Source organism: Flavobacterium sp. N1736, from assembly GCF_025947065.1.
In the GTDB taxonomy this organism is placed as follows: Bacteria; Bacteroidota; Bacteroidia; order Flavobacteriales; family Flavobacteriaceae; genus Flavobacterium.
In genome coordinates, this window is the sequence record NZ_CP109994.1 from 1,718,923 (window position 1) to 1,736,685 (window position 17,763).

At 32.7% G+C, this 17,763-nt stretch carries 12 protein-coding genes; 6 read left to right on the forward strand and 6 right to left on the reverse strand.

Annotation, left to right across the window (positions count from 1 at the left end; translation table 11 throughout):
* Window positions 1-4: 4 nt before the first annotated feature.
* The 5 genes from OLM54_RS07335 to OLM54_RS07355 all read right to left on the reverse strand — a co-directional run bounded on the left by OLM54_RS07335 (window position 5) and on the right by OLM54_RS07355 (window position 6,118).
* A complete protein-coding gene (locus OLM54_RS07335; protein ID WP_264537939.1) occupies window positions 5-904 on the reverse strand; it encodes a DEAD/DEAH box helicase in 900 nt (299 codons plus the stop codon).
* 5 nt (window positions 905-909) lie between these two features.
* A complete protein-coding gene (locus OLM54_RS07340; RefSeq protein ID WP_264537940.1) occupies window positions 910-3,003 on the reverse strand; it encodes an AAA domain-containing protein in 2,094 nt (697 codons plus the stop codon).
* A gap of 54 nt (window positions 3,004-3,057) precedes the next feature.
* Window positions 3,058-4,134 (reverse strand): hypothetical protein, encoded by a 1,077-nt coding sequence (locus OLM54_RS07345; protein ID WP_264537941.1) that lies wholly within the window; start codon window positions 4,132-4,134, stop codon window positions 3,058-3,060.
* Between the two features lie 3 nt (window positions 4,135-4,137).
* Entirely contained in the window at window positions 4,138-5,073 is a 936-nt protein-coding gene (locus tag OLM54_RS07350; protein ID WP_264537942.1) for a tetratricopeptide repeat protein, read from the reverse strand.
* Between the two features lie 115 nt (window positions 5,074-5,188).
* Window positions 5,189-6,118: a nuclear transport factor 2 family protein gene (locus tag OLM54_RS07355; protein ID WP_264537943.1), complete on the reverse strand. Its 930-nt coding sequence runs from the start codon at window positions 6,116-6,118 to the stop codon at window positions 5,189-5,191.
* Between the two features lie 203 nt (window positions 6,119-6,321).
* Between OLM54_RS07355 and OLM54_RS07360 the strand changes: the two genes are divergently transcribed.
* On the forward strand, window positions 6,322-7,491 hold the full coding sequence (locus tag OLM54_RS07360; RefSeq protein ID WP_264537944.1) for a DUF4861 domain-containing protein: 1,170 nt from the start codon (window positions 6,322-6,324) through the stop codon (window positions 7,489-7,491).
* Window positions 7,492-7,689: 198 nt separating this feature from the next.
* Here the strand turns inward: OLM54_RS07360 and OLM54_RS07365 are convergent, their stop codons facing one another.
* Window positions 7,690-8,766: a substrate-binding domain-containing protein gene (locus OLM54_RS07365; RefSeq protein ID WP_319802321.1), complete on the reverse strand. Its 1,077-nt coding sequence runs from the start codon at window positions 8,764-8,766 to the stop codon at window positions 7,690-7,692.
* A gap of 160 nt (window positions 8,767-8,926) precedes the next feature.
* Here OLM54_RS07365 and OLM54_RS07370 point away from each other — a divergent pair, with 160 nt between their 5' ends.
* The 5 genes from OLM54_RS07370 to OLM54_RS07390 all read left to right on the forward strand — a co-directional run bounded on the left by OLM54_RS07370 (window position 8,927) and on the right by OLM54_RS07390 (window position 17,697).
* A complete protein-coding gene (locus tag OLM54_RS07370) occupies window positions 8,927-9,376 on the forward strand; it encodes a YhcH/YjgK/YiaL family protein (RefSeq protein WP_264537945.1) in 450 nt (149 codons plus the stop codon).
* 175 nt (window positions 9,377-9,551) lie between these two features.
* The gene (locus tag OLM54_RS07375) at window positions 9,552-10,364 is read left to right on the forward strand and encodes an SDR family oxidoreductase (protein WP_264537946.1); all 813 of its coding nucleotides are present in this window, start codon (window positions 9,552-9,554) and stop codon (window positions 10,362-10,364) included.
* 135 nt (window positions 10,365-10,499) lie between these two features.
* Window positions 10,500-11,684: a mannonate dehydratase gene (uxuA, locus tag OLM54_RS07380; RefSeq protein WP_264537947.1), complete on the forward strand. Its 1,185-nt coding sequence runs from the start codon at window positions 10,500-10,502 to the stop codon at window positions 11,682-11,684.
* A 164-nt stretch (window positions 11,685-11,848) separates the two neighbouring features.
* Window positions 11,849-13,486: a glycoside hydrolase family 55 protein gene (locus OLM54_RS07385; protein ID WP_264537948.1), complete on the forward strand. Its 1,638-nt coding sequence runs from the start codon at window positions 11,849-11,851 to the stop codon at window positions 13,484-13,486.
* Between the two features lie 116 nt (window positions 13,487-13,602).
* Window positions 13,603-17,697, forward strand: a complete 4,095-nt coding sequence (locus tag OLM54_RS07390) for a two-component regulator propeller domain-containing protein (RefSeq protein WP_264537949.1) — start codon at window positions 13,603-13,605, stop codon at window positions 17,695-17,697.
* The last annotated feature ends 66 nt before the right edge of the window (window positions 17,698-17,763 follow it).

Sequence of the window (17,763 nt, forward strand, 5' to 3'; positions counted from 1 at the left end):
TCTACTAATTATTATAAATTAGATGATTAGCCAATATTCCTGATGGTGTTTTTGCTTCTTTGTCTAATATTTCAGTATTTGCAAAAACAATAAAGTTATCCTTTGCCCTTGAAACTGCAACATTTAACATATTAGGTTTATTATCTCTGTCAAAAAACATTGTTCCCGAATCTCCTTTTCCGTACACCATCGAAAATAAAACAATCGATCTTTCTGCCCCTTGTAAAGCATGAACGGTTCCTAGTTTGAAAAGGTTAACATCAAAACCGGCATTTTTTAATGCATTTCTTAATATATTTTTCTGACCGGTAAATGGTGTAATGATACCCACTATATTTTCAATTTTCTCATCAAGTCCATTATATCCATATTTAGTTTCAATTGCTGTTTTATTTGTAATCAGCCAATTTACAATAGCATTTACTTCATTTTGATTGTATCTACTGGAATTTAAGGATGTTGAACCTCCATCTACATGAATACAATACATAGGGGGAAACAATAAATCCTCTGGAGCTTCTCCTTTAAGTGCTTTTAATTTACCGTTATATGCTAAAACATTGCAATACTCTATGATTTCATTATAACAGCGTCTGTGTTCTAACAATGTCACGCCTTTTTCATCAATATCATCAGATTTTATATTACATGCATTTTGAGCCATTTTCATAATACTTCCTGTAGAAGATAAAAATCCTTTTGAGTCAAATTCTTTCTCATAAATTACATCATCGTAGGTTTTTATTATCTCAGATTTTTTAAGATTTCCTACATCTACTTTATTTGACACGTTCCATATTGGTTCAATTTGCTTTACATCTCCAACAATCACAACTTGCTTTGCCAATGCAAAAGTGGCAATACCAACTTCTGGCGTAACTTGTCCGGCTTCATCAACAAGCAATAAATCTATAAAATTATATAGTGGTGGAGTGTCAAAGAGATTTGCTCCATCTTCAGATTTTTTAAAAATTTATATGAACTAAAGAATTTTGGAGCCATGTAAAATGTGCTAACAAAACAAGGTGTTAACATGGCTTGTCGCTTCCATCTGTTTCTAACAGCATCATTCCCTTTTTTTAAAAAATTAGGATCTGCTAAATCTGTTTCCAACTTCATAAGCCATTGTCCTTCCCAATAATGCAGTGCAAGTTGAAAGGCTTTATGACGAATTGTAACATCGAGTTCATCATAAAAACAATTTGGCTCTGTTTTATTTTCTATTTTAAAATATTCAAAATCCCAATATTCATCTTCGTTTTTTGGTGGATTTCCAACAATTGAATTTTCAGTTTTCCAATGTTTCCATTTTTCTACAACATTAATAATTGAACTGGCAAATTTAATTTTATTATCTATTTGCTCCAGAATATCATTTTTTACATAATTAAACTCTTTAGTTTCTTTAATTAATGAATCGCGTAATATAATTTTAACTTCAGATGCCCTACTATTTAAAGAAGATTTTATTCCGAAAAAACAAAACAGCTTTCTAAAGAATGATTCATTATTAAAATAAGAAATTATTTTAATTTCCAACTCTTTTAAACTAGTAATGTCAAACTGAAAATTGGATTCATTTAAAAGTGTATTGAGATAATATTTTTCCTGAAGATCTTTAGAATTTATATATTCGTTTATAAATAAACTTTCTATTCTCAAGTATTCGTTCCAGAGATTCGATGCTTCTTTTAAACTAGCTTTAATATTAATTATTTCATCTCTTAGAGATGCTGTAACTGTTTTAATGTTGAAAGTTTTCTTTTTTAAATAGACGGAACTCTTCTCTGTAAAATATTTTTTAGCCTCATTGAGGTACTTGTGATTCTCTAATTTGTCAAATATTCCTTCGCCTCCTTCTTTTTTATAATTTATTCCGTTTAATTCTTCAATTGTTTTTCTTTTTGATGACAAATAAGTTGCATATCCATCAACGTCAGGAAGCCATCTTCCCTCAAGATTTCCTTTTCTGGTATTTGATTTTGAAAAACTATCTATAATATTCGTTACGGCTTGATTATTTGTTGAACAGGCCAGAATAATTGGCGCATCATTTCCGTTAATAACTGCATCAACAATTTTGTTTGCCACTATACTTTGCAACAATGTGGTTTTACCTGTTCCTGGTGGACCATTAACGGCAAATACTTTATCATTTTGCTCTAAAAAAGAATATAGACTTATTCGCTGAGATATAGAAATAGGATAATCGTAACCCATTTGTCCTAAATGCAAAAAATTTGAATTCATTAGTTGAGATACTTCTAATGGACGCTTTACATTTTCATTTTTTAATGTAATAAAGTTCTTTAACAGCTCAGGAATTTGATTTTCCTTTAATATTTTTTCATATAGTTGTATTATACCAATCGCAGCGTTAATATCTTCATTTGGCAGTAGAACAATTCCACTTTTGAATGTTTCGTAACCAAAAGTTGTATAACTATCAAATTCTTGTTCAATTGCCAGTTTAAAAACATCTTTCAAGTATTCTATATATTCAGAATACTTATGATATTTTTCTTTTCCGATGGCAGTAGCTTTATCAACATTTTCAAGCGATCCAAAAATAAATTCTGTCCGTTCATCTGCAAGCGGTTCTAAAAATTTCCTCTGAAAAAGCGGAAATGTTTCGTCCGGAATATCCAAATTGCCTGATCTATCTAATTTTGCAAAATACCAAAAAGGAAATTTGGGATTTTTATCTTTTAAATAAACCAGATTTTCAGTTGCGGGTTTAATTTTAAACGGAGAAATTAAAACGTGTATATCCTTTATAGAAACCCAATTTTTACTTTTCCTGTCTGTAATGCCTCTTTTCTTGTTTACATTTTGTTCTTCAATATCAATTAATTGATTCACTTTATCAAGGTCTTCAATCATTTTACTTTCTATATCGAAAAAATCAATCTCAAAATGCTTTAGATTTCTAAGATCAATATCATTTTTCAAAGAATCTGATAGATTTTTTTTCCAATAGGTCAGCCATTTTTTATATTCCATAATTAATTTATCAATAACGTTTGATATACATTTTTTAAAGAGAAACTGAACTTATTATTCTCGTTCTCTTATTAATTTATCTAAAATGAAACAAAATTCATCTGCCTTGTCTGAGAACTGAATAAATGCAGACTTAATTGTTTCCTTATCTATTTCTACTCCATCTGATTGTGGACTTAATCTTAAAATTTTCTCAAATCTTATATTTATATCTTTCTGTCTTCCTGTAAAAATAATTCTTTTATTAGTCAAATATAAACTGCCAGAATCGATATATTTATAAGTATAACTATCTCTCTTTTGAGAAATTGATTTTAGATAAAATGATTTTAATTCTCTAATATTTGAATTATAATGCGATGGTTTTTGCAGTAAACTTTTTACTTCGTACCACTTTGCTGAATCAATTTTGAAATAACATTGTTCTGATTTCTGAATTACAATATCGGAAGTGATTGTCGATAAAGGAAAGTGTTCTAATTTCCAATATAACTTTAGTTTTTTTAACTGTTCTGTTATCTCGTGGCTAAAAAGCAAATCTACATTTAAACTTTCTGCAATATTATTTATTTCCCGCTCTATATCTGGTGAAAGTTCTAGGTTCCTAATAACATTTTCAACATAATTTAGACCAAAATTATGCTTAGTTTCATTAGAAATATTATTTATAAGTGATTTAGGAAGCTGAAGATCTTTTTCTATTTTTTCTAAAAAGTCTTCTTCTCTTTTTATCAGTCTTCCATTAGAAATTGCTTTTTCAAAAAATCTTCTGTAAACTATCTCTCCAATTTTATGAGTCAGCTTTTCTATCGAATCATTTTTTAGTGATAAAATTAATTTTAAATGATTTAAATTTTCAAAATTCAAATCATTTAAAACGCCATCATTTAGGCAATGATTTAAATATACAGCATAAAACTCTTCCAGATTAAGTTTGAATTCCTGTTCAAGACTAATTTGATAACGTTGTTTTATTTCATAAATATTTTCTTTTGAAATTTCATTTATTTGATATGAAGCAAGCAAATTATTTACTTCAATAACACTATTTTCGATTGGCAATTGTTTAAATAATTTCTGAAAGAAACTTGCATTTACCAATGGTACAACTTGAAAAATATTCTGTTTCATAATTTATTCGTATTTTCTATATTCTTCATAAACTGGTTCCCTCCAATTACAAACCCCTCCATGATGCGAACAAGTTCCCCGCCCTGATGAACCTGATGTTGAACCATCGCAGCAACGGGTAACATAATAAGCAACCCGCTTTTTTATTGGATTGATACTATTATATAATTTGTCTGCTTTTTTGTCTCCAAGCTGCATTGCTTGTAAACAATCGTCAACTGCTTCTTTAATTTTACCGGTTTTACTAAAACAAAATGCTCTGTTGTAAAATAAATTTGGATTATTTCCTTCTTTTGAAATTAACGTATCCAATTGAGGAATTGCAAGTTTGTATTTCCCTGCTTTAACAAGATCAAATGTTTTAATTGCTGAAATTTTATTTTCTTCGAGTGTAATTCTGTCTGCATCTGCAGGGAGTTTTGAAAATAAACCAGCTATTTTAAGCTCTTTTAGTGCTTTATCTGTTTGATGTTTATCTGCAAACTGAGAGCTTGCAGTTATGTAATAAGTTAAACTATCATTTCTGATTTTTTCGAAACGTTCAAATTCAGCCCTTTCCTTCCCTTCTTTTTCTAATTTTAATTTTAATAAATACGCCTCTTTCTTATCTACAGAATTATAATGGCCTAAAAGAGGGAGAAAGAATAATAAAACAACACATACAAAAACAGATTTGATTTTTGTTGTTAAACTAAACCGAAATTTCTTCTCTAACCAATTATGTCCAAATGGTAAGATTATAAAACCTATAAACCCAAATATTAAACTAATTATGGGATGCTTCAAATATAGTAATGCAAACAATAAAAAAAGTATGCCTATAAACCACTTTAGAAAAAACAAAAAAGGATTTGACTTTTTCTTTAAAATAATGTTTTCTATAAAATAGTGAGGTAAAACTTTTGATTTTTCTGGAATTAAGTTTGGAATATATCTCATTTTATTAGCTCTATTGTAATTACATCAAACCTATAAAATGCTTTTATCTTCATTTTACTGTTTTCCGTAATATTAGAACAAATTTCATAAAAACAAAGAAAAAGATTACAAAGTGTTAATCATGATTCACCATTTGACGATAAAGCATCCAAACACCGTTTTTATCTCTTTTCCACAAATTGGTGCTTTTTCCGGTTACGGTTGCTTTTCCTTTTTTATTATCCCACGAAACTTCAACATAATAATAGCCGTATTCTATCACAAAATTATCGAGGTTAATCATTGTACTAGGTTTAATTTCCAGAAAATCTATAGATACATCGTTGGGTTTTTCGTGTTCAGTAAAATAAGGCTTTATATTATCCATTCCTATCAGCATTGGCGTATCATAAGTCATATAAATGGCATCTTTTGTAAATAACTCTGTGGCATGTTTCTCGCCTTGTCTTTTCTTTACAAGTTTGGCAATAAGATCATTACGTTTACCAATTTCATCTGATATGGTTTTACTAACCCTAAGTTTTGGCATAACGCTGGCCTGTTGCTCTATAAACGAAAAATTAGACTTATCAACAGCAGTATTAGCGCCCCAGATTTCTGAAATTAATGTTAGATTTCCATTTTTTTCAATTCTCCAGACATTCATATATTTTCCCTCATAATTGAATAAAATATTATTAGGTTTCATGAAATTGTTTACAAAAGTTCCAATTTCAACCAAATGATTTTTGATTCGCTGAACTTCATAAATAGCTCGTTTATACGATTTGATTTCAACACTATTAAACCATTGCTGATAATAATATTGTATGCCATGCTTTGTATACAGCGCCTTATGATACTCCGGCATACAGGTAGGTTCTTTGTCATCATAATATTTCATGACAACATCGATATTCTCATTTACAAAGGCATCTGCTAATTCATTATTTATAGATTTTAACTTTTCTATATAGGGATCAGCATTTTTAATTGTTTTTTCCTGAGAAAACGATTTTGCAAAAAACAGAAGCAGAACGGTAATCAATACATATTTATTTTTCATTTTCTACTGTTTGAATTGATAATTAAAAGTAACAAATAAGTCCTAAACAATTACAATACAACATATTAAATATAAAAAGTAATCTCTGTAAATTAAATTTCTGTACATTTTTATACCTAAAATGTATTTGTAACTAAAATTTGATTTGTAATTTTAGAAAGTCATAAATACACTTTCTAACGAAAAATTAAACCACAAAAACTTTGAAAAAATATCTTTTCCTCACCGCAATTCTCACGATGAATTTTGCCCTTTATTCTCAAAATAAAATTATAACAGTTACCAATTCTCTTGCTGTCGACAGGGAATTTGAGACTGTGGAACTCACCAAAAAAGAACTCGGATTTTCGAATGCAGTAAAACTGGAAGAATTTGCCGTGAAAGAAATTAACAGCAATTTATTTCTAGAAAGTCAAACCGTAGATAACGACGGCGACGGAATAATGGATGTTTTATTGTTTCAGCCAAAAATAAATGCTTCATCTCAAAAAAATTTCGAGATTGTTCCGGCTGCAAATACATCGGCAACAAAAAACATAAATTGTTATTCGAGATTTGTCCCAGAAAGAACAGATGATTATGCCTGGGAAAACAACAAAGTTGCTTTTAGAACTTACGGTCCTGTGGCGCAGCAAATGGTCGAAAAAAAGATTTCCGGCGGAACTCTAACCAGCGGAATTGACGCCTGGCTAAAAAGAGTTGATTATCCGATAATCAATAAATGGTACGAAAAAACCATTTCTGGAACCGGATCGTATCATAAAGATACGGGCGAAGGTTTAGATAATTTTCAGGTTGGTGACAGTCGCGGAATTGGTGGAATTGCCGTAAATGCGGATGGGAAATATTATTTCTCTAAAAATTTCATCAGCTGGAAAACCATTACAACGGGACCAATCAGAACAAGTTTTATTTTAACCTACGCCGATTGGGATGCAAAAGGAAATAAAATAACGGAATCGAAACTGATTAGCCTCGATTACGGAAGTTATTTGTCTCGTTTTGAAATCAATATAAAAGGAACAAAAACAATTGCTGCCGGATTAACGCTTCACGATAAAAAAGGAACTATTGGAACTAATATCAAAGAAGGCTGGCTAAGTTATTGGGAACCAATCGACGATTCTGAAATTGGAATGGGTTTAGTTGCTCCAAAAAATACTTTAACGAGTTTTGATAATTATATTACAAACGATAAAGATTTGAGTAATTTGTACGGAAATTTAAAGGTAAAAGACAATAAAGCCGTTTATTTTGCCGGTTTTGGATGGAAAAAAGGAAGCCCGTTTCAAACGAAAGCAGAATGGGAAACGTATTTGAGCTCGTTTGCGAAAAAAGTGAATAATCCGCTTGTTGTTAAGGTGAAGAAGTAAAAGTCATTGCGAGGAACGAAGCAATCTCATTTGCTAAATCTACAACGGTTATACACAATCTTGTCATCCTGAGGAACGAAGGATCTCCGTAAGTAACTCGATAAAAGTGAGCCAATCTTTATAGATTATTATCGCGGAGATTCTTCGTTCCTCAGAATGACAAACTGAATGCAAAAACTTGTCGGGTTTAAAAAAACATTACAATTTCTTGGCAGGAAAATAGTTCTCTTTTAAAATAATTTCTAACGGAATATAATGTGTGTCTTCTACCGTTTCCTGTAAAACCAGTTTTTTATACAAATGATTAACTGCCATATAACCTTGTTCTTCAGGTCTTTGATTGATTAAAAAATCAATTATTCCTTTGTTTAAGTATTCTATATTTTCTTCTAATAAATCATAACCAATAATACGAACACCTTTAATATTGTTTTGTTCTAAAAATCTGGCGACAATATACGCTCTTGAATTTGGAACAAAAACACTGTTTATTCCTGAAAACATGTCGAGACATAATTGGTCAATTCCGGAATCTTTGATGGTAACTTCTGAAAATTTAAAGTTTGTAAGTTCGTTATGATCTTTAAAAAAGGAGTAAAAACCATCAATACGCTGCAAATAAACCGATGTACTTTCTATTTCTCTGGTGATTTTAAAAATCAGTATTTGGCGCTCATTATTTACGGCAAAACTGATTAGTCTCCCTGCCAGATAACCACTTTGAAAAGCATCCTGACCTACATAAGCATGCTCTTGATTGCTCGAAATATTCGAATCGATCATAACAACCGGAATGTCTTTCTTTTCGTAATCTTTTAAAAACTGAACCGATTCTTCATAAAAAATAGGCGCAAATAACAGTCCGTCGCATTCAAAATTTAAAACCTTATCAATTTCTTTTTTGAAAGAAGCTGCATTAAAATCATAGAAAAAATAATCCAACACAATGCCAAACTTGCTAAACTCTATAGCTGCTTTTTCTATTCCGATGATTTGACTTTTCCAATATTCGATATTTTCATATTTGGGCAGGAAAACAGCAAAACGAAATTTTTTATTTAATGCCAGATTACTCGCCAGAATATTTCGCTTATAACCATATTGTTCGATTATAGCATTTACTTTATCCACATTATCCTGCGTAACCTGCCCGCGGTTATGGATTATTCTGTCAACCGTTCCCGGAGAAACATTGGCTAATTCTGCTATTTTTTTAATTGTTATAATGACGTTTCCTTTTAAGTTTGAACAATTTTTTAAGCACGTAAAATTTATTTTTTTTAGTAAAGATAAGTTGTTTTAGTTAACTTTTTATATACATTTGTAAAGTCCGTGTGCGTACACGCAAAATTACATAATTTACATACAAAACAATATTTTTTTTATGTATCGAGAATATTTTCGGCATAAAAAAACAAAATAAAAAATTTAAACAATGATTATAGATATTTTAAGTAATGCTTCAAAATATTGCGGCTTACATTCAAATTTCAAAAAAGCATTTGATTATTTAAGTCAAAATGATTTGAATAATCTCGAAGTTGGTTCGTTTGAAATTGCCGAAGGATTAAAAGTAATTGTGATTTCTGGAGAAGGATCAACCAAAGAAGAAAGCATTAAAGGTTTTGAATGTCACGATCAAAATATTGACATACAATATTCGATAAAAGGTCCTGAAACTTTTGCATGGAAACCCAGAGAAAAATGTGTGAATCCAAACGGTGAATATAGCGACGAAAGAGATGTTCGTTTTTTTCATGATAAACCGGATACCTTTTTTGATTTACAGGAAGGGCAATTTTGCATTTTATTTCCGGAGGATGTTCATGCAGCGATGATTGGCGAAGGAATTATTAAAAAAATTGTTATTAAAGTTAAGATTTAAAAACTCAAAATATTTAAACACATAGAAACATAGGCTTTTGTCTATTTTTCACGCAGATTTGGCAGATTAAGCAGATTTTTAAATCATTTTAATCTTTTAATCTGTGGCAAAACATTAAATCATATCGTTATGTTCCTATCTGTTTAAAAAAAAATACTCATAAATAAATTTAAAAATGAATTCAATATTTAATCTTGAAGGAAAAGTGGCTCTTATAACCGGTGGCGCCGGCGTATTGGGAAGCAACTTTGCAAACGTTTTGGCAAAACAGGGCGTAATTGTTGGAATTGTATCTCAATCTATTGAAAAAGCCAATAACACTGTGACTTCTATAGAAAGTAACGGCGGAAAAGGATTTGCGATACAAGCCAATGTTTTAAACAAGGAAGAACTGGAAAAAGCCAGAGATTTTATTGTAGAAAAATACGGTCGCCTTGATATTTTGATAAATGCTGCAGGCGGAAACATGCCGGGCGCAACAATACGTCCCGATCAGGCAATTTATGATTTGCAGGTTGAAGATTTGCAAAAAGTAGTTGATTTAAATATTATCGGAACAATGCTTCCGTCTCAGGTATTTGCAGAGCTTTTTGCCAAACAAAAACAGGGAATTATCATTAATATTTCATCAGCATCGGCACAAAGACCTTTGACGAGAGTGGTTGGATATTCGGCTTCAAAAGCGGCGATTGACAATTTCACACAATGGATGTCGGTTGAACTGGCTTCAAAATATGGCGAAGGAATTCGTGTAAATGCTATTTCACCGGGATTTTTTATCGGAGAACAAAATCGAGCTTTATTGCTTACTCCGGAAGGAAAATTAACGCCAAGAGGCGAAAAAATTATCGAACATACACCAATGGGAAGATTTGGAACTCCGGAAGATATTGATGGTGCGCTTTTATTTTTATGCAGCGACATGTCAAAATTTGTAACGGGAACGATTATAAAAGTAGACGGCGGTTTTGCCGCAACAAGTATTTAAACATTCTGTTATGATTCCTGCAAGGTTTTCAAAACCTTGCAGGAATGATTTTAAGACCTGCAAATTAAATCTTTATAAATATTAAGACCTACAAGGTTTTGAAAACCTTGCAGGAATAACAAAAATAAATCAAAAATGGAACAAACGTTAAGATGGTTCGGCCCAAACGATCCGGTTTCTTTACAAGATATTAAGCAAACCGGCGCAACCGGAATCGTTACCGCATTACACCATATTCCGAACGGGCAAGTATGGGAAATTGAAGAAATTATTAAAAGAAAAGTCGAAATCGAACATGAAAACGGCGATCCTAAAAAAGGCGCTTCGGGTTTAACATGGTCGGTTGTAGAAAGTATTCCGGTTCACGAAGACATTAAAAAACAAACGGGAAATTATCTTCAATATATTGAAAATTATAAAGAAAGTATTCGAAATCTGGCTTTGTGCGGTATCAAATGCATTTGCTATAATTTCATGCCGGTTCTGGATTGGTCAAGAACTGATTTATCGTATGAAGTTGCAGATGGTTCAAAAGCTTTACGTTTTGATATTAACGCATTTGCGGCTTTTGAATTGTTTATTTTGAAAAGACCGGGTGCTGAAAAAGAATATTCTCCGGCACAAATCGAAAAAGCAACAAAATACTTTGAAGCCATGACAGCTGCTGATAAAATCAAACTACAGCAAAATATTTTGGCGGGACTTCCGGGTGCCGAAGAAGCATATTCTGTAGAAGATTTTCTGGTAACTTTAAGTGCATACAATCATATTGACAGACAGGCTTTGAAGGAAAATTTATTTTTCTTTTTAAAGGAAATTATTCCGGTTGCAGAAAGTAAAGGCGTTTTGATGGCGATTCATCCTGACGATCCGCCCTACCCGATTCTTGGTTTGCCAAGAGTGGTAAGTACAGAGGAAGATTTAATCGAATTGATGAATGCTGCTCCTTCAAAATCAAACGGATTTACGATGTGTACGGGTTCTTACGGCGTTCGTGCCGATAATGATTTACCCGGAATTGTGAGACGAAACGGCGATAAAATGAATTTTATTCACCTAAGAAGTACGCAAAGAGATGAAGAAGGCAGTTTTTATGAAGCCAATCATCTTGAAGGCGATGTTGATATGTACGAAGTTGTAAAAGCGATTCTTGAAGTCGAAAAAAGAAATAACAGTTCGCTGCCAATGCGTCCGGATCACGGGCACCAAATGCTGGACGATTTAAATAAAAAAACAAATCCCGGCTATTCAGCGATTGGGCGTTTACGTGGTCTGGCTGAATTGAGAGGACTTGAAATGGGGATTAAGAAATCTGTTTAAAGTTTTTTTAGCCCCGCAATATTGTCATTTCGACGGAGGAGAAATCGCACACAAAACTCCGTATAGATAATCGCCAATCTTTGTCGAATTACTAGTGTGATTTCTCCTCCGTCGAAATGACAAATAGTGACAAACTACTAACTAACCAAACCAACCACAAAACCATGATTCGTCAAGCCATTATTATCTGTTGCAGCCTTTTTGTAAATAGTATTACAATGGCTCAGGAATTGCCTAAAATTCTACAATCAAAAACCAATTATTTACCTGATTTTAGCTACGCGGGTTATCACTTCGGCGAAAGCCAGATTCCTGAATTTCAAGGGAAAATTATTAATGCCACAGATTTTGGTGTAAAAGCAAATGACGGTTTAGATGATTCTAAAGCTTTATTGAAAGCCATAAAAGCCGCCACGGAAACCGAAGGAAATGTAATTTTGCAATTGCCTGCCGGAAAAATTATTCTGAGTGCTGTTTTATATATCGAAAGAAGCAATTTTGTGCTTCGCGGTACAGGTTCCGGCGAAAACGGAACTGAGATTTATTGCCCGCGACCGATGATGTATTTAAAAGATCCTGAATCGCTGGCAGAACTTCGCGAATATTTAACCACTTTTGATAAAAGACAACGCGAACCTGAAAACAATGTCGATTTGTCTTTTTCGCAATATGCATGGTCGGGAGGATTTATCTGGACACAAATTCCCGGCGAACGTGTAAAATCATATCTCGATAAATACGAACCTACTCCAAATCCTTTGGCGAAAGTAAGTTCCGGAAATATGGGCGAACATATTATAAATGTTTCTGATGTAAAAGGTTTGAAAGCTGGTGATATTGTCGAACTTCAATTGTTTAATAAAGATGGCGAAAACGGCGAAATCATTCAGGATCTTTATAAAGGCGCAAAAGTAAAGCCGGGTTCTCATCATTGGAAATTTCCAATGCTTCCAATTATAAGACAACAAGTTGAAATTACTAAAATTTCAGGCTCTAAAATCACCATAAAAACGCCTTTGACAATTTCGATAAAACCAAGTTATCAGGCGCAATTGGTCGAATGGAAACATCTAAACGAAGTTGGCATCGAACATATTCGGTTTACTTTTCCTGATATTCCAAGAGTTGCGCATCATGTAGAACCGGGAAATAATGCTATATTTTTAACGCGTGTTTTTAATAGTTGGGTAAAAGATGTCACGATCACAAATGCCGACAGCGGAATTTTAGGTGAAGAAATTTCAAACGTTACGATTCAGGATATTGTAACCGATGGAAATCATATGGCGCATTATACCGTTACTTTAGGCGGCGTTCATAATGTTTTGGTGAAGAATTTAAAAATTTATAATAAAGCTGTTCATCCGTTAAGTTTCAACACTTTTGCGACTAAAAACGTGTATCAAAACTGTGAAATTTTTGCCGATGCGCTTTTAGATCAGCATTCTGGAGCAAATCATCAAAATTTATTTGATCATATTACCGTGCATATTTCACCGGACAAAAACAATAGTTATTATTTGTTTGGCGGCGGCGGTGCCGATTATTGGAAACCTTCACACGGACCTTTCAGCACGTTTTGGAATTTGAATGTTCAGGTCGAAAACCCTTCTGAAATAACGAAACCGGTTTTGCTTTACGGCATGAAAGATGGACCGTTTGCAAGAATTATTGGTGTAAATGGCAACGCTAAATTCGAAGTAAAATACGAACCTGACGCTTATATTGAATTTTTAAATACGTCGTTGGACAAAGTGCCTTCGCTGTATGATTATCAATTAAATAAGCGCTTGAAGAAATAATTTTTAAAAAGTTACAAAGGTGCAAAGATACAAAGGCTCAGAGATAATGAGTTTATATCTATTTGTTCCTTTGAACCTTTGAACCTCTGCCTCTTTGCACCTTTAAAAAAAACCTCATGAAATACAAAATAGCTTTTCTGGTTTTACTGTTTATTTCCGGGAATATGTTTTCCCAAAATAAATATCGTCTTAAAAATATCTCGACAACTGACGGGCTTTCGCAGAGTTCGGTTATTGCGATTCATCAGGATAAATTTGGGCAAATGTGGTTTGGTACACGCGACGGTCTTAATAAATACGACGGAAGCCGATTTACTATTTTTAGAAACGATGTAACGAATAAATCATCTATTAGCAACAACGATATTCTGGCTATTGAAGAAGATGATTCGGGACAATTATGGGTTGGAACTTACAACGGACTGAATTGCTATAATCCTGTTACGAACACATTTACAAGATATTTACATACCAAAAACAATCATACGATAAGCAGTAACGCCATTTGGTCGATCAAAAAAATTGGCGGCGAAATGTGGTTTGGAACTTCAAAAGGTTTGACGATTTATAATAGAAAAACAAGTCAGTTTACGTCTGTTTTTAATTCAGAAACAGATAATTCGACCTTGCCAAGCAATAATATTCTGAGTATTTTAAAAACCAAAAAAGGAGAAATCTGGATTGGAACTACGAAAGGTTTGTGTTTGCTGACGAGTAGAAAAAACGGAAAATTCATTTTTAAAAATTATCCTTTAAACAATACCGATTTACTGAATGTTCAGGCTCTTGCCGAAGATAAACAAGGTAATTTATGGATTGGAACAAAAAACGTTGGTCTTTTAAAATTTGATACTTCAGCGAACAAATTTGTTTCTTTTTTATCTCCCGAAAAATACCGCCAAATTAATACGGATATTCGTGCTTTGGCCATTGATAATAACGGTTCGTTGTGGATTGGCGCATACGACGGAATCTACATTTTAGGCGAAGATAAAAGCATTCATGAAATAAATAACAGTAATAACAGCAACGGAATCGATAAGGTGAAATCGGTTTATATGGATAAAAAAGGTTCTGTCTGGATTGGCTGTTATTATAAAGGTGTGAATATTTGGGATGTTTCAAACGTGAATTTCTCCAATTATAATCAGAATTCGAAAAAGATTCCGATGAGTTTTGATGTCGTAAGTTCGATTATTGCTGATAAAAATCAGAATGTTTATTTTGGAACTGAAGGCGGCGGAATCACGATTTACAATACAAAAAACGAAACTACGAGTTACATTAACAGCAAAAGTGGTCAGACGACTAAAAACGACATTAAATCGATGTGTCTCGACAAAGATCATGTTTTGTGGCTGGGCACTTTTTCTAAGGGAATTTCGGCTTATAACACGATTTCTAAACGAATTGAAGACTATAGAATTTCATCGGAACTAAATGATTTACTGAAAGAAACCGGCGTTTATTCGATTAAAACAGAAGGAAACGGCATTTTATGGATTGGTACTTTTAGCAAAGGATTAATCAGGTACAATACGCTTTCTAAAACTTTTCAGATTATTGGAAACGACAATACAAAACCCAATTTTTTAACCAATAATATCATTCGTACAATTCTTGTCGATAGACAAAAACGTCTTTGGGTTGGTTCGCAAAATGGTTTGAATCTTATTTCGTTACAAAATTTCAACCCGAATAAATATGCGATAAAACATTTCTTTTTTGATAGTGCCGCTTTGTCCGGCGATGATATTTTGACATTGTTTCAGGATTCTCAAAACAAAATATGGGTGGGAACAAAAGCAAAAGGACTGCATTATTTTGATGGGAAAAAATTCAACAGAATAAACCTGAAAATAGGAAATACAGTTATCACATCAATCCATTCTATTTTGGAAGATGATGATAAAAACCTTTGGATTAGTACCAATCAGGGTATTATAAAATACAGCACAACCCGAAAAACGGTTATCATTTACGATCAAAAAGATGGTTTGGCGAGCAATGAATTTAATGACAATGCGGCTTTAAAACTTGATTCGAACAAATTTTATTTCGGAAGTCCGTCCGGAGCGACTTATTTTGATGCCCGAAAAATTTCCTTAAATCAATATGCGCCTCAGGTTTTAATTACAGATTTGAAAATCAAAAACGAGACGGTTCATGCCAACGATTCTACAGAAATTTTAGAAGAAAGTATTGGTTATACCAAAACAATAACGCTGGATTACGACAAGGCAAATTTCTCCATTAATTTTGCGATTCCAAACTACATTCGGTCAAAAAACAATCAATACAGTTATCGTTTAACGGGGCTTGAAAATAACTGGACAACGACTAAAAATCCGGAAGCGATTTATGCAATTCAAAATCCGGGAACGTATGTTTTTGAAGTACGCGGCGCCAATAACGACGGAGTTTGGAACAGAGTTCCAACTACTTTAACTGTTGTTGTAAAACCGGCTCCGTGGCGCAGTATCTGGGCATTTTTATTGTACGGAATTGTAATTGGTCTGGGATTATATGGTTTAATCTGGATTATGAAATCGAAAGCCAGATTGAAACAAAAACTGGAACTGGAGTATCTGGAAACCAAACGTATTGAAGAAAATAACCGTGCAAAACTGGATTTCTTTACTAATATTTCGCACGAATTCAGAACGCCGCTGACTTTGATTTTAGGACCATTACAGCAAATTTTAGCCGATTATAACGGTACAAATGAAATGTACAAAAAGCTGTTGGTTATTGAAGGAAGCGCGAATCATCTTCTAAGTTTAATTAACCGCTTGATGGATTTTAGAAAACTTGAAAATCATCAGGTTACATTAGAATCTGCAAACGGAAATATTGTAAAATTTACCAGAGAAATCTTTTTATCCTTTATAGAATATGCGAAAGACGGCGGTTACGACTATACTTTTGAATCATCAAATGAGGAAATTCTGGTGTATTTTGACCGTTATAAACTCGAACGTGTGTTTTATAATTTAATCTCGAATGCATTTCGTTACACACCAAAAGGCGGTACTATTAATATTAAAATCAATCATGATCACGAGAATTTATTTATCGCCGTCGAAGATTCCGGACCCGGAATTGCCGATGAACATATTGACAAAATTTTTGATTTATTTTTTGAAGTTCCGTTGCATAATAACGTTCAGAAAAATTATAATAAAGGAACTGGAATTGGTTTGTCTATCGTAAAAAACATTGTCAAATTGCATAAAGGAAGTATCGATGTAGCAAATAAAAAAACAGGCGGAGTTGTTTTTAAAGTTACGCTTCCGTTAGGTCGGGCGCATTTACTAGACAGTGAAATTATCGAAGATTTTAAAATCAGCGATGATATTGCCCAATATTCCGCACAACTCGAAACGCAGGAAATTACAGAACATGAAGATATTGACGATTTTGTAGTCGATGGCGAAAAACAAACTATTCTGTTAGTCGAAGATCATAAGGTTCTGCGAACTTTTATGAAAAATTTACTCAAAAAAGAATACAATATTATTGAAGCCGAAAACGGAAAAGTGGCTTTTGAAAAAGCACAGCAACATGTTCCTAATTTAATTATCAGCGATGTAATTATGCCCGAAATGGTGGGAACTGAATTGTGTTCTAAAATAAAAGAAAACCTAAAAACGAGTCATATTCCGGTTATTCTGCTCACATCGAGATCATCATTAGTTTATAAATTTGAAGGTTTAGAAAGCGGCGCTGATGATTATATCAGTAAACCGTTTAATTTAATGGAATTTAAACTTCGTGTTAAAAACCTTTTGAATTCAACCGAAAGACTCAAAAACAAATTTGCCAGCGAAGACAATTTTGTTCCGTCAGAAATTACGGTTTCATCTCTGGATGAAGAATTATTGAAAAAAGCATTCAAGATTGTTGAAGAAAACATTTCGAACGAGCAATTTGATATTCCGTTTTTCTGTGCAGAATTAGGCGTAAGCCGCACCATGTTGTTTTTAAAAATAAAAGCGTGGACAAATTATACGCCAAACGAATTTATTCATGAAATACGTTTAAAACGTGCTGCTCAATTATTGGAACAAAATAAACTGAATGTTTCAGAAGTGAGTTATAAAGTTGGTTTTAATAATCCGAAATATTTCAGCAAATGCTTCCAGAAAAGATATGGAGAAACTCCGACACAATTTGCTGATAAATTTTCCAAATCTGCAAGTGTAATTTAGAAAATCCAGTGTTTTCAAGGCTTAAAAAAGGGTATCTGTATTTTTAGATACCCTTTTTTGTATTTC

Bases quoted from the DNA above. Each gene is read 5' to 3' on its own strand.
- OLM54_RS07340 (WP_264537940.1), bottom strand. From the start codon at position 3,003: ATGGAATATAAAAAATGGCTGACCTATTGGAAAAAAAATCTATCAGAT.
- OLM54_RS07345 (WP_264537941.1), bottom strand. From the start codon at position 4,134: ATGAAACAGAATATTTTTCAAGTTGTACCATTGGTAAATGCAAGTTTC.
- OLM54_RS07350 (WP_264537942.1), bottom strand. From the start codon at position 5,073: ATGAGATATATTCCAAACTTAATTCCAGAAAAATCAAAAGTTTTACCT.
- OLM54_RS07355 (WP_264537943.1), bottom strand. From the start codon at position 6,118: ATGAAAAATAAATATGTATTGATTACCGTTCTGCTTCTGTTTTTTGCA.
- OLM54_RS07370 (WP_264537945.1), top strand. From the start codon at position 8,927: ATGATTATAGATATTTTAAGTAATGCTTCAAAATATTGCGGCTTACAT.
- OLM54_RS07375 (WP_264537946.1), top strand. From the start codon at position 9,552: ATGAATTCAATATTTAATCTTGAAGGAAAAGTGGCTCTTATAACCGGT.
- uxuA (WP_264537947.1), top strand. From the start codon at position 10,500: ATGGAACAAACGTTAAGATGGTTCGGCCCAAACGATCCGGTTTCTTTA.
- OLM54_RS07385 (WP_264537948.1), top strand. From the start codon at position 11,849: ATGATTCGTCAAGCCATTATTATCTGTTGCAGCCTTTTTGTAAATAGT.
- OLM54_RS07390 (WP_264537949.1), top strand. From the start codon at position 13,603: ATGAAATACAAAATAGCTTTTCTGGTTTTACTGTTTATTTCCGGGAAT.